The sequence below is a fragment of the Bradyrhizobium sp. LA2.1 genome (assembly GCF_040547725.1).
Taxonomy (GTDB): Bacteria; Pseudomonadota; Alphaproteobacteria; order Rhizobiales; family Xanthobacteraceae; genus Bradyrhizobium; species Bradyrhizobium barranii.
In genome coordinates this window covers 39,037-55,027 of record NZ_JBEPQI010000030.1, presented here as the reverse complement: position 1 = coordinate 55,027, position 15,991 = coordinate 39,037, and the positions used below count along the sequence as shown (strand labels likewise).

General features: G+C 66.8%; 14 protein-coding genes. 10 read left to right on the top strand and 4 right to left on the bottom strand.

The genetic code is table 11. The annotated features are described in order from the left end of the window. The first annotated feature begins 123 nt into the window (after positions 1-123). From ABIB95_RS39635 to ABIB95_RS39610, 6 genes are all read left to right on the top strand, one after another. Positions 124-1,122 carry an AAA family ATPase gene (locus ABIB95_RS39635; RefSeq protein ID WP_071916189.1) on the top strand — a complete coding sequence of 333 codons (999 nt, stop codon included), beginning with the start codon at positions 124-126 and terminating at the stop codon, positions 1,120-1,122. Continuing rightward, positions 1,122-2,066, top strand: coding sequence for a DUF58 domain-containing protein (locus tag ABIB95_RS39630; protein ID WP_071916190.1), 945 nt, complete (start codon positions 1,122-1,124; stop codon positions 2,064-2,066). Before ABIB95_RS39635 ends, ABIB95_RS39630 begins: the two co-directional genes overlap by 1 nt. Beyond that, positions 2,063-4,876, top strand: a complete 2,814-nt coding sequence (locus ABIB95_RS39625) for a DUF4159 domain-containing protein (RefSeq protein ID WP_354248069.1) — start codon at positions 2,063-2,065, stop codon at positions 4,874-4,876. The genes ABIB95_RS39630 and ABIB95_RS39625 overlap by 4 nt, the downstream gene beginning before the upstream one ends. Positions 4,877-4,883: 7 nt before the next feature. Beyond that, positions 4,884-6,947 carry a hypothetical protein gene (locus ABIB95_RS39620; protein ID WP_354248067.1) on the top strand — a complete coding sequence of 688 codons (2,064 nt, stop codon included), beginning with the start codon at positions 4,884-4,886 and terminating at the stop codon, positions 6,945-6,947. 399 nt (positions 6,948-7,346) lie between these two features. Then, positions 7,347-7,748, top strand: coding sequence for a DUF2946 domain-containing protein (locus tag ABIB95_RS39615; protein ID WP_354248065.1), 402 nt, complete (start codon positions 7,347-7,349; stop codon positions 7,746-7,748). 147 nt (positions 7,749-7,895) lie between these two features. Beyond that, on the top strand, positions 7,896-10,283 hold the full coding sequence (locus ABIB95_RS39610) for a TonB-dependent receptor (RefSeq protein ID WP_354248063.1): 2,388 nt from the start codon (positions 7,896-7,898) through the stop codon (positions 10,281-10,283). A gap of 83 nt (positions 10,284-10,366) precedes the next feature. Here ABIB95_RS39610 and ABIB95_RS39605 read toward each other — a convergent pair whose 3' ends face one another. Genes ABIB95_RS39605 through ABIB95_RS39595 form a run of 3 tightly spaced genes read right to left on the bottom strand, consistent with a single transcriptional unit; the run spans position 10,367 to position 12,621 of the window. Further along, positions 10,367-10,849 (bottom strand): GNAT family N-acetyltransferase, encoded by a 483-nt coding sequence (locus ABIB95_RS39605; protein WP_354248151.1) that lies wholly within the window; start codon positions 10,847-10,849, stop codon positions 10,367-10,369. Positions 10,850-10,879: 30 nt separating this feature from the next. Further along, complete coding sequence (locus ABIB95_RS39600; RefSeq protein ID WP_063986635.1) at positions 10,880-11,395, bottom strand: GNAT family N-acetyltransferase; 516 nt, start codon at positions 11,393-11,395, stop codon at positions 10,880-10,882. A 53-nt stretch (positions 11,396-11,448) separates the two neighbouring features. Beyond that, the gene (locus ABIB95_RS39595; RefSeq protein WP_354248061.1) at positions 11,449-12,621 is read right to left on the bottom strand and encodes a hypothetical protein; all 1,173 of its coding nucleotides are present in this window, start codon (positions 12,619-12,621) and stop codon (positions 11,449-11,451) included. A gap of 125 nt (positions 12,622-12,746) precedes the next feature. Between ABIB95_RS39595 and ABIB95_RS39590 the strand changes: the two genes are divergently transcribed. From ABIB95_RS39590 to ABIB95_RS39580, 3 genes are all read left to right on the top strand, one after another. Beyond that, on the top strand, positions 12,747-13,496 hold the full coding sequence (locus tag ABIB95_RS39590) for a glycosyltransferase family 2 protein (protein WP_354248059.1): 750 nt from the start codon (positions 12,747-12,749) through the stop codon (positions 13,494-13,496). 64 nt (positions 13,497-13,560) lie between these two features. Next, positions 13,561-13,941: a DUF2304 domain-containing protein gene (locus ABIB95_RS39585; protein ID WP_247314380.1), complete on the top strand. Its 381-nt coding sequence runs from the start codon at positions 13,561-13,563 to the stop codon at positions 13,939-13,941. Positions 13,942-13,996: 55 nt separating this feature from the next. Then, entirely contained in the window at positions 13,997-14,401 is a 405-nt protein-coding gene (locus tag ABIB95_RS39580; protein WP_354248057.1) for a VOC family protein, read from the top strand. A gap of 50 nt (positions 14,402-14,451) precedes the next feature. Here the strand turns inward: ABIB95_RS39580 and ABIB95_RS39575 are convergent, their stop codons facing one another. Beyond that, complete coding sequence (locus ABIB95_RS39575; protein ID WP_354248055.1) at positions 14,452-14,943, bottom strand: NUDIX domain-containing protein; 492 nt, start codon at positions 14,941-14,943, stop codon at positions 14,452-14,454. A 116-nt stretch (positions 14,944-15,059) separates the two neighbouring features. On the opposite strand from ABIB95_RS39575, the gene ABIB95_RS39570 reads away from it, so the two are divergent. Next, on the top strand, positions 15,060-15,941 hold the full coding sequence (locus tag ABIB95_RS39570; RefSeq protein WP_354248053.1) for a metallophosphoesterase family protein: 882 nt from the start codon (positions 15,060-15,062) through the stop codon (positions 15,939-15,941). The last annotated feature ends 50 nt before the right edge of the window (positions 15,942-15,991 follow it).

Below are 15,991 nucleotides of genomic sequence, written 5' to 3'. Positions count from 1 at the left end.
GGTGGGGATAGGTTAATTCAACGAATACATGGCCTTCCTGCAAGTCTAGCATAGGGCCCATGTGCGACTTGTGATGATCTGACGACGCAAGCGGGCCGCGTGGCGGACTTAAGGAGCTGACGGATGGCGGAAAGTGTCGAGAAACTGGAAGACGGAATCGTCCGTTCGGCCGAACAGGTGTCGAGCCAGATTCGCGCGGCGAAAGACGCAATCGCGTCCGTCATCTTCGGCCAGGATCGGGTGATCGAGAACACGCTCGTCACCATCCTTTCCGGCGGCCATGCGCTGTTGATCGGCGTGCCCGGCCTCGCCAAGACCAAGCTGGTCGAGACGCTCGGCATCACGCTGGGTCTCGACGCCAAGCGCATCCAGTTCACGCCCGATTTGATGCCGTCGGACATTCTCGGCGCCGAAGTGCTCGACGAGAGCACCGCCGGCAAGCGCTCCTTCCGCTTCATCTCCGGTCCCGTGTTCGCGCAGCTCCTGATGGCTGACGAGATCAACCGCGCCAGCCCGCGCACGCAGTCGGCGCTGCTCCAGGCGATGCAGGAGCAGCACATCACCGTCGCCGGCGCGCGTCACGACCTGCCGAAGCCGTTCCACGTGCTCGCCACGCAAAACCCGCTGGAGCAGGAAGGCACCTATCCGCTGCCGGAAGCCCAGCTCGACCGCTTCCTGATGGAGATCGACGTCGACTATCCCGATCGCGACGCCGAGCGCCGCATCCTGTTCGAGACCACGGGTGCCGAGGAGACGCTGGCGAAGGGATCGATGAACGCAGACGCGCTGATCACCGCGCAGCGGCTGATCCGCCGTCTGCCGGTCGGCGATTCTGTGGTGGAGGCGATCCTGTCGCTGGTCCGCTCGGCCCGTCCGGGCGAGGAGAGCGGCGAGACCGGCAAGTTCATCGCCTGGGGTCCCGGCCCGCGCGCCAGCCAATCCTTGATGCTCGCCGTGCGCGCACGCGCGCTGATCGACGGACGCCTGGCGCCCTCGATCGACGACGTGCTCGACCTTGCCGAGCCCATATTGAAGCACCGCATGGCGCTGACGTTCCAGGCGCGCGCCGAAGGCCGTACGATTCCGGACGTGATCAAACAATTGAAGGCTCGGATCGGTTGATGGCCGCAGACAACGGGCACACAGCGAAGGAGATCATCGCGATCCGACGTGCCGATGGCGAAAGCCGTACGCTCGCCGCTTCGCTGCCGCGCCTGGTGCTCGAAGCCCGCCGTATCGCCGCCAACGTCATCCACGGCCTGCACGGAAGGCGCCGCGCCGGTTCCGGCGAAAATTTCTGGCAATACCGCCGCTTCGTCTCCGGCGAGCCGGCGCAGAACGTCGACTGGCGCCGCTCGGCGCGTGACGACCATCTCTATGTGCGCGAGCTCGAATGGGAAGCCTCGCACACGGTCTGGATCTGGCCCGACCGCTCGCCCTCGATGGCGTTCGCTTCAAAGCAGGCGCGCGAATCCAAGCTCGAGCGGACGCTGATCGTCGCCTTCGCGCTGGCCGAGCTGCTGGTCTCGGGCGGCGAACGCGTCGGCATTCCCGGACTGATGGCGCCGACCGCGAGCCGCAGCGTCATCGACAAGATGGCGCAGGCGATGCTGCATGACGATGCCGACCGGCTGAGCCTGCCGCCGTCCTTCGTGCCTTCCGCGCTCGCCGAGATCATCGTGCTGTCGGATTTCTGGTCGCCGATCGCGGAGATCAAATCCACGCTCGCGGGCCTGTCCGGTTCCGGCGCGCATGGCACGATGGTACAGGTGGTCGATCCCGCCGAAGAGTCGTTCCCTTATTCCGGCCGCGTCGAGTTCGTCGAGCCCGAGGGCTTCGGCGTGATCACGGCGGGCCGCGCCGAGAGCTGGGCACAGGACTACACCGCGCGGCTCGCGCTGCACCGCGACCAGATCCGCGCCGAGACCAGCAGACTCAACTGGCTGTTCACGACCCATGCGACCGACCGCTCCGCCGCCGAGCTCTTGCTGTTCCTGCATGCCGGCATGCAGGTGAGCAAATCGGGCACCCGCACCACGACGATCAAGGTGGGGCCGGCCGCATGATGGGATTGCCGCTCGCCTTCACCGAACCGCTGCTCCTGATCGGCCTCGTCAGCCTGCCGGTGCTGTGGTGGCTGCTGCGCGTGATGCCGCCGCGGCCGCGCCGCATCGAGTTTCCGCCGACGCGCCTGCTGTTCGACATCGCACCTCGCGAAGAGACGCCCTCACGGACGCCGTGGTGGCTGACCGCGCTGCGGCTTTTGGCTGCGGCCCTCGTCATTTTCGCCGCCGCCGGCCCGATCTGGAATCCGCAGACCGGCGCGGCCGGCAGCAAGGCGCCGCTGATGATCATGTTCGACGACGGCTGGAGCGCCGCATCGCACTGGGATGTCAGGGTCAGGGCCGCCGACGAGCTGATCGCCAATGCCGACAACGACCGCCGCGCCATCGCGCTGGTGCCGCTGTCCGAGCCGAACCGCGACATCACCCTGATGCCGGCGGGTGCGGCGCGCGTCGCACTGCGCCAGCTCGCGCCGAAGCCCTACTCGATCGATCGCGTTGAAACCCTGACCGCCATCGACCGTTTCCTGAAGGCCACCGGCGACTGCGAGATCGCCTGGCTGTCGGATGGCGTCGACACCGGCCGCGGCGAGGATTTCGTGCAGGGCCTGGGCAAGACCATCGGAGATCGCAGCCTGACGGTGTTCGAAGGCGGCACGTCTTCCCCGCTGGCGCTCGTCGCCGCCGAGAACGCCGCCGCCAAGATGACGGTGAAGGTGCTGCGCACCGACAGCGGCATCGCCGTCGGCACCGTGCGCGCGCTGGACCAGAAGTCCTCGCCGATCGGCGAAGCGCGTTATTCGTTCGGCCCGCAGGACAAGGAAACCGAAGCCTCGTTCGACCTGCCGGTCGAGCTGCGCAACGACATCACGCGGCTCGATATATCAGGCGAGCGTTCGGCCGGCGCGGTGCAACTGCTCGACAAGCGGTGGCGCCGCCGCGCCATCGGCATCGTCACCGGCACGACCAGCGAGACCGCGCAGCCGCTGCTGGCGCCGACCTTCTACCTGACCCGTGCGCTGGCGCCGTTCGCCGACGTGCGGCTCGCCGACCGGGGCTCGCCGCAGCAGGGCATCACCCAATTCCTCGACCAGAAGCTGCCGATGATCATCCTCGCCGATGTCGGCACCGTCGCCCCTGAAATCCGCGAGCGCCTCAACGCCTGGATCGACCAGGGCGGCGTGCTGGTGCGCTTCGCCGGTCCAAGGCTCGCGCAGGCCGAGGACGATCTCGTGCCGGTCAAGCTGCGCAAGGGCGGCCGCACGCTCGGCGGCAGCCTGACCTGGGAGAAGCCGCAGCATCTCGCCGCCTTCGCGGCGAACGGCCCGTTCGCCGGCGTCGCAGTCCCCAAGGACGTCACCGTGAACCGCCAAGTGCTGGCCGAGCCCGACGCGGTGCTCGCCACCAAGAGCTGGGCCTCGCTGGAAGACGGCACGCCGCTCGTCACCGGCGAGCATCGCGGCAAGGGCCTGGTCAGCCTGTTCCACGTCAGCGCCGACATGCGCTGGTCTGACCTGCCGATGTCGGGCACCTTCGTCGAAATGCTGCGCCGGGTCGTCGACATGTCCGGCTACACCGCCAAGCCCGGGCCCGGGGTCGCGGCCGAGGCGAGCACCGAGACGGTGGCGCCGCTGCACATCCTCGACGGCTTCGGCGCGTTCGGTCCGCCGCCGGCCACCGCAAAGCCGCTGCCCGCGGATTATCGCGACCGCGCTACGCCTGATCATCCGCCCGGCTTCTATGGTCCGGCAGAAGGACCGCTCGCCGTGAATACGCTCGCAGCTTCCGACCGCATCGCCGCGCTGAGCACCGCAGGCCTGCGCGCCCGGCACGCGACCTACACCAATGCCGAACCGCGCGACCTGCGCGGCTGGCTGCTGTCGACGGCGCTCGCGCTGTTCCTGATCGACGCCATCATCGTCGCGGTGCTCGGCGGCGGCATCGCCGCGCTGCTGCGCCGGCGCGCCGCGACAGCCATGATCGTCGTCGGGCTGGCGCTTGCAGGCCTGGTGTCGCTTGCGCCCGCGCCGTCGCGCGCCGATGGCGCGTCCGACGAGTTCGCCATGAAGGCGGTGTCGCAAACCCGCCTCGCCTATGTCGTCACCGGCAATGCCGACGTCGATTCCATCGTCAAGGCCGGCATGTCCGGTCTGACGCAATTCCTTGCGCAGCGCACCGCGCTGGAGGCCGGCGATCCCGTCGGCATCGATCCCGGACGCGACGAGCTCGCCTTCTTCCCACTGATCTACTGGCCGATCGTGCCGGGCGCGCCCAAGCCGCCGCAGGATGCCATCAACAAGATCGACGCCTACATGAAGCAGGGTGGCACCGTGCTATTCGACACCCGCGACGCGATCGAAGCGCCGCCCGGCGAGAACGGCGCCGCACAGACCCCGGGCATGCAGACGCTGCGCGAGATCCTGTCGTCGCTCGACGTGCCCGAGCTCGAACCGGTGCCGCGCGAGCACGTGCTGACCAAGACTTTTTATCTGTTGCGCGACTTCCCGGGCCGTTTCAGCACCGGCCAGACCTGGGTCGAGGCCTTGCCGCGCGACGAGGACGACGACAGCGCGCAGCGGCCGGCCCGCGGCGGCGACGGCGTCTCGCCCATCATCATCACCTCGAACGATCTGGCCGGCGCCTGGGCGCAGCGGCTCGACGGTCAGTTCATGCTGCCGATGTCCGGCGGCGACGCCCGCCAGCGCGAATTCGCCTACCGCGCCGGCGCCAACATCGTGATGTACACCCTGACCGGCAACTACAAGGCCGACCAGGTGCACGCACCGGCCCTGATCGAACGGCTGGGGCAATAGGATCGACATGAATTACGGCATTGCGTTCACGCCGCTTGTTCCCGCGATCGTCCTGTGGCTCGCGCTCGCAGCGATCGTGGTCGTTGCGCTCGTGCTGCTGGTGGCGCGTGCGCGCGGCGCAGCCGTGCGCGTGGCCGCGCTGGCGCTGTTCCTGCTGGCGCTTGCCAATCCCTCCTTCACCCGCGAGGACCGCGATCCGCTCACCTCGGTCGCCGCCGTCGTCGTCGACAAGAGCCCGAGCCAGAATTTCGGCAACCGCAATCGCGAGGCCGCACAAGCGCAGGAAGCGCTGGTCGACAGCCTGAAGAAGATCAAGGGCCTCGAAGTCCGCGTCGTCGACGCCGGACAGGCCGATGGCGAGACCGACGGCACAAAACTGTTCGGGGCGCTGTCCTCGGCGCTGTCGGACGTGCCGGTTGACCGCGTCGCCGGCGCGTTCCTGATCACCGACGGCCGGGTCCACGACATCCCGGCCAATACCGCCGGGCTCGGCTTCCAGGCGCCGGTGCACGCGCTGATCACCGGGCAGAAGGACGAGCGCGACCGCCGCATTGCGATCACGGCCGCGCCGCGCTTCGGCATCGTCGGACAGACCCAGACCATTACCTACCGCCTCGACGACCAGGGCGTCACCGGCGAGCGCGCCAAGGTCACGATCCGCAGGGACGGCGAGGTCCTGGGCGAGCGCACGCTGGGAAGCGGCCAGAGCGCGAGTGTCGACGTCGACATCAAGCATGCCGGCCCCAACATCGTCGAGATCGAGGCCTCGCCGCTCGAGAAAGAGCTGACGCCGGTGAACAACCGCGCCGTCGTCGCCATCGACGGCGTGCGCGACAAGCTGCGCGTGCTGCTGGTCTCGGGCGAGCCGCATTCCGGCGAGCGCACCTGGCGCAACCTGCTGAAGTCCGACGCCAGCGTCGACCTCGTGCACTTCACCATTCTGCGTCCGCCGGAGAAGCAGGACGGCACGCCGATCAACGAGCTGTCGCTGATCGCGTTTCCGACCCGCGAGCTGTTCCAGCAGAAGATCAACGAATTCCAGCTGATCATCTTCGACCGCTATGCCCGCCAGGGCGTGCTGCCGATCGCCTATTTCGACAACATCGCGCGCTATGTCCGCGCGGGCGGCGCGGTGCTGGTCTCGGCCGGCCCGGACTATGCTTCCAACACCAGCATCTGGCGCACTCCGCTGGATTCGGTGCTGCCGGCTGAGCCGGTCGGCGTGACGGAAAAGCCGTTCTATGCGCATCTGTCGGAGATCGGCAAACGCCATCCGGTCACGCGCGGCCTCGAAGGCTCCGCCAGCGAACCGCCGCGCTGGAGCCGCTTCTTCCGCACCGTCGACACCCGCAATGCGGTCAACCCGCCGGTGATGACGGGCGTCGACGGCAAGCCGCTCCTGTTCCTCTCGCGCTTCGGCGAGGGCCGCGTCGCGCTCTTGCTCTCCGACCATATCTGGCTGTGGGCGCGCGGCTATGAAGGCGGCGGCCCGCATCTTGACCTGCTGCGGCGGATGTCGCACTGGCTGATGAAGCAGCCGGACCTCGATGAAGAGGCACTGCGCCTCCAGGTGCAGGGCAAGGACCTCGTCGTGGTGCGCCAGACCATGTCGGACAGCGTCCAGCCGGTCAGCGTGACCTCGCCGTCGGGCGTATCGCAGGACCTGACACTCGCGCCTGCCGATCCCGGCGAGTGGCGCGCCAGCCTGCCGGCCAGCGAGCTCGGCCTGTGGCAGGCGACCGACGGCACGCTGAAGGCGCTGATCAATGTCGGTCCGACCAATCCGAAGGAGTTTTCGGAAGTCACCTCGACGACCGAAACCCTGAAGCCGCTGACGCAGGCGACCGGCGGCAATGCCGTGCGCGTGGTCGACGGCACCAGCGTCGAGCTGCCGCGCATCGTGCCGGTGCGTTCGGCGAGCGTCTTCGCGGGCGATGGCTGGATGGGCGTGCGGATGCGCGACGCCAGCGTCGTGAAGGGCGTCGGCGTGCTGCCGATCTTCGCCGGCCTGATCGGCCTGCTGCTGCTGCTCGGCGCGTTTGCCGCCACCTGGGTCCGCGAAGGGCGCTGAACTCTCTTGGCGTGATGAGACTCGCCTAGCACCGCGACGGCGGTGCATTCCCTCCCCCCTTTGCGGGGGAGGGCTAGGGAGAGGGGTGGCCCAGCAAACGGTGCCGATTGTTAGCGATGCATCGCGTGTGAGTGCGCGACGGAAAGAGTCCCCGTGTGGCACCCCTCTCCCTGCCCCTCCCCCGCAAGGGGGGAGGGAACGGAGAGAGCACCGCCGTTGGCCCAACTCGATTCGACTTCACCCCATCGCGCTCTAGTTGCCCGAACGACACATCGGTTCGGTCGCCTGCGCGCATTGGTCCGCTCGCTGTTGACATCCGCTGATCGATGCTGCGATGTTACATTATAACATCACGAGATCAGGGGAATTGATCCTCGCGATGTGGGGTGGCTTTTCCAGATGAAGTGGTTCCGGTCGAATATCAGGCACGGCGCCCGGCTCGCGTTGTTCGCGATGCTGGTGCAGTTCGCGTTGACGTTCGGCCACAGCCATTGGTTCGCCCAGGCCGCTCCCCTCGCCCAGTCCTCGCTCCAGCAGACCGACAGCAGCAGCATCGCTTCGATCGACCGCGCCGCGGTCCAGAAGCAATCGCCCGCCGGCCCCGACCGAGAGCAGCCGGGCGAGGACAATTGCGCGATCTGCGCCGTCGTCGCGATGGCGGGCACCGTCGTATCCGCGACGCCGCCTGTGCTCCTGCTGCCGCAGGCGATCGAGCTGCTTCAGCTCACCACCGATGCCGAGTTCGTCCATCTGAAATCGGCCGGCACGGCGTTCCAGCCCCGCGCCCCTCCCGCGTCCTGACTCCAGACATCACTTGATCACGCCCGGCTCGCCGCTTTCCGGCGAACGCACGGGAGAAGTTGAAGTCGAATTCCGTCGCGCTGCGACGGCAGGCCGCCTCCGATCAGCACCAAATCTTGCGGACGGCGCCTGACTGGAATCAGGACTATGTCATTTGAATTGCGACGCGCGCAGCGTCTGGGTGGAGCAAGCCTGCTCCTGCTCGGCGCCGCCGCCACATCGGCGCTCGCCCAAGAGCCGGTACAACAGCCCGCGCAAGATAAATCATCGACCGAGATCCCCGCCGTCACCGTGACGGCGCCGAGCCCGATCGTGCGCAGGGTGGTGCCGACCCGCAGCCCGGTCCATGTCGCGCGCACCGGACGGTCGCGCGGCCAGCAACGCGCGGCCGAAGCAACGCCGGCAGGGCCAGCGACGGCCGCCACGCCCCAGCAGGGCGTGCTGCCGATCGTGACCAACCAGTTCGCCACCGTCACCGTGGTGCCGAACGAGGAGATCCGCCGCGAGGGCGGCGGCCAGCTCGGCGATCTCCTGTTCTCCAAGCCCGGCATCACCGGCTCGAGCTTCGCACCCGGCGCCTCCAGCCGGCCGATCATCCGGGGCCTCGACGTCAACCGCGTCGGCATCGTCGAGAACGGCACCAATGCGAACGGCGCATCCGATCTCGGCGAGGATCACTTCGTCCCGATCGATACGCTCGCGACCAACCAGGTCGAGGTGGTGCGCGGGCCGGCCGCCTTGCGCTACGGCTCGACCTCGATCGGCGGCGTCGTCAGCGCGACCAACAACCGGATTCCGGACGCGCTGCCAACCTGCGGTGCCCAGCCGTTCCAGAGTTATGGCATGCCGGTGAAGGCGCCACTCGCAACCGCCGGGACATCGCCCTGCGTCACGGCCGAGACACGTTCCGCGTTCAGCTCGGTCGATCGCGGTGTCGAGAGCGGCGTGCTGCTCGACACCGGCGCCGGCAATTTCGCGTTCCATGCCGACGTCTACGGCCGCAACACGACGGATTACGGCATCCCGAGCTACCCCTATTTGACCGACCAGACCCGGACCATCACAAACGGGCGCCAGCCCAATTCGGCGTCGCGCACGGACGGCGCCTCGATCGGCGGCTCCTACTTCTTCCAGGGCGGCTATATCGGCGCGTCGATCACGCAGAACGACTCGCTCTACCATATCCCCGGCATCGACGGCGCCGACCACAACACCCGGATCGACGCGCACCAGACCAAGATCAACGTCAAGGGCGAGTACCGGCCCGATGCCGCCGCGATCGATACCATCCGCTTCTGGGCTGGCGCCACGGATTATCGACACAACGAGATCGGCCTTGCCGATCCCGCCGATCCCAACACCGACGGTGTGCGGCAGACCTTCACCAACAAGGAGCAGGAGATCCGCACCGAGGTGCAGTTGATGCCGTTCAACGCGCGCTTCGCCGAGGTGACGACGGCGCTGGGCTTTCAGGTCGGCCATCAGGAATTGACCGCGCCGAGCCCTGACAATCCCGGTACGCTGTTCAACGGCCTGTGGGACCCCAACAACAACACCCGCGTTGCCGCTTACGCCTTCAACGAGTTCAAGTTCACGGACGCGACGCGAGCCCAGATCGCCGGCCGCGTCGAGCATGTCGAGCTGCACGGCACGACGCCGAACTTCCCGCCGGATTATCTACCCGACGGCACGCCGCAGGTGGGCATCGCACGCAATCCGTCCTTCACGCCGAAGAGCGGCAGCATCGGCCTGTTGCAGGACCTGCCGGGCGGCATGGTCGGCAGCATCACCGCACAATATGTCGAGCGCGCGCCGAAGCCGGCCGAACTGTTCTCGCGCGGTGCGCATGATGCGACCGCGACGTTCGACATCGGCAATCCGAACCTCGCGATCGAGACCGCTGAGTCGGTCGAGGTCGGCCTGCGCAAGGCGACGGGGCCGTTCCGGTTCGAGGCGACCGTCTACTACACGCATTTCGACAATTTCATCTTTCGCCGCCTCACCGGCGTGATGTGCGACGACAGTTTCGCGTCCTGCGGCACGCCGGGCGCCGAGTTGAACCAGGCCGTCTATTCGCAGGCCAACGCCAACTTCCGCGGCGGCGAATTCCAGTCGCAGCTCGACGTCGGCGCATTCCAGGGCGGCATCTGGGGCATCGAGAACCAGTTCGACGTGGTGCGCGCCACCTTCACCGACGGCACCAACGTGCCGCGCATTCCGCCGCTGCGGATAGGCGGCGGCGTGTTCTGGCGCGACGACAACTGGCTGATGCGCGTCAACCTGTTGCACGCTTTCGCGCAGAACAACGTCGCCGTGATCGCGGAGACGCCAACGCCGGGCTACAATTTGCTGAAGGCCGAGGTCAGCTACAAGACCAAGCTCGATCCGCGTCTGTTCGGCGCGCGCGAGATGACGGCCGGCATCGTCGGCAACAATCTCCTCAACGAAAACATCCGCAACTCGGTGTCCTACACCAAGGACGAGGTTCTGATGCCCGGCATCGGCGTGCGGGCGTTCGCCAACTTCAAGTTCTAGCCGCGACTCAGTCGGGGCCTGCGGGCCCCGGCACACGCGCGTTGAGTGAGCCGTAGCCCGGATGGAGCGGAGCGAATTCCGGGCTACGGGCTGCGCGTCAGCCGCTTCTCGAAGCGCCATTGATCGACGGGGAACGGCCCGTTCGAGGTGTCCGTCATCATCACGAAGGTGCCGGCGTTGCGCCAACCGCTCTTCTCGTAGAACCGCGCAGCGCGCGCGTTGCCGACGGCGCAGGCCAGCCACGCCAGCTCCACGCCGCGCGCGGCAAGGCGGGCCTCTGCGTCGGAGATCAGCGCCGCGGCCACGCCCGCGCCGTGCGCCTTCGGCGATACGAAGAGCTGATACAATTCGTCAGCCCTGACGGCGCAGAAGCCGAGCGGCGCGCCGGCCGGGCCGACGACGCGGATGTCGGGAAGCATGACCGCCAGCCGATCGCGAAAATTCGGGAGCGTGCGGAGGCGGACCAGTTCTGGCGGCGCAAGCGAGGCATGCGACCCATGCCAGGCATCGTGCCATAGCTGAGCGAGATGATCGGTTTCACCAGCGTCAGCGGGACGCACCTGCATCATGGATACTCCGCAAAAGGTATCGTAGCCCTAGCCTCGTGCCTTGCTCCAGTCGGGCGTTACCTGCCCCGACACGCCCTCGAATGCGCCGTCGACGAGCTCGAACACCAGCACGCGCGCGGCGTCGACCGGGCCCGGCATGGTGACGCGGCCCTTCGGCACCGGCTTGAAGCCGACGCGGCTGTAATAGGGCTCGTCGCCGACCAGCAGCACCAGACGGTGCCCCTTCTCCTTGGCGTCCTTCAGCGCGCGCTCCATCAGGAGACGGCCGATGCCGCGGTCGCGGAACGGCGGCTCGACGGTGAGCGGCCCGAGCAGCAGGGCCTGCGTCTCGCCGACCAGCACCGGCAATTGCCTGACCGAGCCGACCAGCAGCGTGCCGATGCGGGCGGTGAAAGACAATTCGAGCAGATGGTCGACATGCTCGCGGATGCGGTAAGCGCTGAGCACGAAGCGGCCGGGGCCGAAGGTGCGCTCGTGCAGCCGTTCGATCGCCTGGGCGTCGCCGGCGGCTTCCGGAAGGATGGTGAGCGAGAGATCGGTCATGTCGGCATGCGTCTTCGAGCGAAGTGGTTTCAGGTTCGCGTCAGGAAAACGCGTCAATGCGAGATGCGGGATAACATCTCAGACGGCCGCGGTCCATCGGCCTCGTGGGCGATAACACCGTGTGCCGGGCCGCGGCTGAGGACGGCCGCGAACAGCAGCGTCCAGAGCGACAGCATCAGGATCGGGATGACATAGTACTGCGTGAAGACCGGATGCGTGGCAAAGAACGCCAGATTCAGCGCGAGATTGCCGGCCACCAGCAACGCGAGTTTCCTGACGCCGCCAGGGCCGGCGAAGCGCCACAACAGCGCGGTCCCGACGCAGGCGATCACGATCAACGGGAATTGCGTGTCGCGGAGATAGGCCAACAGCACGGCCGGGTCGAGGCTCCGCGGGGCCGTATCCTGGCCGCCATAGGCCGAGACCAGTGGATTGCCTGAGTTGACCAGGTTCGCCGCGAACACCGGCAACAGCCCGACGAGGAACGAAAGGCCGAGCGCGAGTCCTGAAACGAACGTCTCGCGGGTACGCCAGATCAGGAACGACAATCCGAAGAACAGGAAATAGCCGGCCGACAGAACCACGTTGGCGATCCGAAAGCTCGCGGACAGGCCGAGCAGCACGCCGACGGCAGCGACTATCAGCAGGCGGCGCCGGCCTTCATCGACGAACAGTCTTGCGGTGAACAGACCCGCCAGCGCGCAGACGACCATGGTCGGCGCCATCGAATAGCTCGCCTTGGTCGGATTGATCATGAAGTAGATCGAGAGCGCGCCGAGCGATGCGGCGAGCGTCAAGCCGACCTTCTCCTGCGCCCGCCACAGGCCGAACAGCGCAAGGCCTGCGACGATCGCGTTGGCCAGCATATAGAGCGGAACGACCTGGAACCCCTCCGGGAACAGCGCCAGCACGAAGCCCGTGCCCGGCGGCGGCGTCATCACCCATTTGCTGCCGTCAGCAGTCTGGGTGTGGCAGGGTGCCCGCGTCGGTTCGTTCCAGTTCGGAAAATCGATACTTCGCAACTTGGCCGCGAGATAGCCGTCGGTTTCACGGGCGAGACTGGTGTCGAGCCCTTGCCAGCCGAAGCGCTGGAACAGATGCGCCTGCCTGAGATAGCAGATGTCGTCATAGACGCCGCGGCTCTCGCTCCAGTGCGAGATCAGCCTGATGTTGCTGGCCAGAATTGCCAGGAACACAATTGAAAAAAATACTTTAACAGCTCTCATCGGCATTCGCCGGGCGGCCCCACACAGCTTGAAATGGCCCGCCGCCTGTACAGGAAAAGCACCGGCAAGTATAGCAAAGTGGGGATTCTGGAGGTGAGGCAGACGTGGCCGATACGGGACTGGGCTTGGGTTCAACTGACGCGTACCGCAACGGTGCTGCCGCACCGCAGCAGGGCACGTCGCGAGTCCTCATCATCATTCCCTGCTTCAACGAGGAGGCCTCGGTCGGCGGCCTCCTGAGCGAGATTGCGGCGACCGGTCGCGGCTACCACACCCTGGTCGTCGACGACGGCTCGTCGGACGCGACGTCCGCGGTGGCAAGCTGCCGCTCGCCGGTCGCCCGCCTCGCGCAGAATCTCGGCATCGGCGGCGCCGTGCAGACCGGCATCAAATACGCGGCGCGTCAGGATTTTGATTTCTGCATCCAGATCGACGGCGACGGGCAGCATGATCCGCGCGCCATCGAGACGCTTCTGGAGGCCTATCGCAACGACCCGACCAACATCACCATCGGAAGCCGCTTCATCGACCATGCCGGTTTCTGCTCCACGCGCATGCGGCGCGCCGGCATCAGGCTGATCGTGCTCGCGCTCAACGGCCTGTTCAGCGGCGGCCGCATCACCGATCCGACCAGCGGCATGCGCTTGCTCGACCGTTCCGCCATCGCCTTCTTTGCAAAAGCGTATCCGACGGATTTTCCGGAGCCGATCTCGCTGGCCTGGGCCATGCGCGCAGGCCTCACGGTCAGCGAAGTTCCGGTCGAGATGCGGGCGCGGGAGACCGGCGTCAGCTCGATCGACGGATTGAAGTCGGCGAGCTACATGATCCGCGTGCTCGGTTATATCCTGCTCGCGCGCCTCGTGAGGGCGTCATGACGCCGAGCATCCCCGCCCCGATTTGTGGTCTCATCATCTCGTCGAACATTCTGAGGAGGCAGCCGTGACAGATGCCCTTCCAAGTCCGGAGACGGTCGTCGTCATCTCCGCCTTTGCGCTGATCTACATGCTGGTGCTGCTGCGCAAGACGATGCAGGGCAAGTTCGATCTCTATGACTTCCTGATGCTGTCCATGGTGGCGATCATCCCCGCGGGCTTCACGCTGTTTCCGACACTGGCCTATCTCGTCAGCCATCTGACCGGCGTCGTGTTTCCGTTCGTCGTGATGTTCGGCGCCCTGTTCCTGGTGGTGTTCGCGTTCATGCACAACATGACGGCGCGACTGCACAGGCTGGAGCGGCAGAACTGCGCGCTGATCCAGGAGCAGAGCCTGCTGGTGCTGGAGTTGCAGGCGAAGCAGGGCCGTCAGGGCGTCGAGTCATGACCGCGTAGCCGAGGAAATCCAGCGTCGTCGCGAGGCAAAGACAGGGAGAGCGGGCATGCTGAAGAACGCGAGGGTGGCAACCCGGCTTCCGGCCAAAGACCTCGACCGCGCGCGGGCGTTCTATTCGGAAAAGCTCGGGCTCGAGCCGGTCGAACAGCGCGAGGGTGGGCTCCGCTACGTCTGTGCGGCCGGCGAGTTTGCGATATTCGTCTCGGCCGGCACGCAATCCGGCACGCACACGCAGATGGGGTGGGAAGTCGAGGATATCGAGGCAACCGTTCGCGAACTTCGCACACGCGGCGTCGCGTTCGAGGACTATGATTTGCCCGGCTTGAAGACCGTCGATGGAATTGCGGAGATCGCGGGAAACTATCCGAGCAAGGGTACTGGTGAGCGGGGCGCCTGGTTCCGCGACAGCGAAGGTAACTTGCTGGGGATCGGGCAGCCGGTTCGGGCTTGAGGATTCGGCCGGATCGCTTCAACGTCAGATCGCTTCAACGCCAAATCTCCTCACCGCCACGTCGCGGTCGGCGGCTTGCCATCCAGCACTTCCGCGAGCCTTTGCCGCGTGCCGTGCGTGGTGCCCTCGGGCAGCGCATTGATCGCGAAGAATCCGCATTCGACGATCTCGTGGTTGGGCTCAGGGACGCGATCCTGCTTGAACTGCCTGACCACGTAGACCGCGACGTGGTCGCGGCGGGAGACGTGGCTGTTGAGGAAGATGCCGTGCAGCACCGCGTCACCGGTGAGATCGATGTCCCCTTCCTCCTTGAGCTCGCGCCGCATCGCCTGCTCCATGGTCTCGCCGAGATCGACGCCGCCGCCGGGCAGATACCAGCCGGTGACGTAGCTGTGCCTGACCAGGAACACCCGGTTCTCGGAATCAAGCACCACGGCGCGGACGCCGAGCGTCATGCCGCGGACAAGCAGGAAATAGGCGTGGAAGATTCGCCGCAGCAGCGGTTCGAATGTCCGTCGGACGCTGTTCAGACGATCCCCCATCAGGCTCCCAAGAAAACTCCCGAGAAGACTCCCAAGAGGCCCCTGCCCGGGCCCCGCTTGCACAGTCCTCGCGACCTTGCCATTACAGCGGACGAATAGCGAGGCAATCGCGCGCCATGGCCCCCTTCACGCTCGCCCATCTGTCCGACCCGCATCTGCCGCCGTTGCCGAAGCCACGGCTGATCGAGCTCGCGGGCAAGCGCGCGCTCGGCTACGTCAACTGGACGCGCAACCGCCACAAGTACCAGCGCCGCGAGGTGCTCGACGCGCTCGTCGCCGACGTCCAGGCGCAGACGCCCGACCACATCGCGGTCACAGGCGATCTCGTCAATCTGGCGCTGGAGGCGGAGTTCGCGCCGGCGCGCGCCTGGCTCGACGGCGTCGGTCCGCCCGACCGCGTCACCACCATTCCCGGCAATCATGATGCCTATGTCCAAGCCACCTCTCACCGCTTCGGCGAGACCTTTGCACCCTATCTTGCGGGCGACGACGGCAGCATCGGCTTTCCTTCGCTGCGCCGGCGCGGGCCGCTCGCGCTGATCAGCCTGTCCACGGCGGTGCCGACCCTGCCGCTGATGGCGACGGGCACGCTCGGCCGCGATCAGCTCGCATCCCTCGAAGCGGTCCTCGACCGCGTCGCCGCCGAGGACGCCTTCCGCGTGCTGCTGGTGCATCATCCCCTGAAGTCCGGCGCGCGGCAGAAACGGATGACCGATGCGGGTGCGCTGCTGGCACTGATCAAGCGTCACGGCGTCGAGCTGATCCTGCACGGGCACGACCACATTCATTCGACGATGTGGTTCGAGGGCCCCAACGGCAACATCCCCGCGGTCGGCGTGCCGTCGGCCTCCGCGCTCGCCCACGGGCGCTACCCGGCGGCAGCGTATAACCTGTTCACGATCGAGAAAGACAATGCCGGCTGGCGCTGCGAGCAGACGGTGCGGGGCCTCGGGTCCGGATTTCAGATCCGGCAGATCAAGCAGGCAAGGTTGATCTAGTTCGCCGTCATTGCGAGCCAACGGGTCCGCGCGAAGCGCGGCCCGATGAC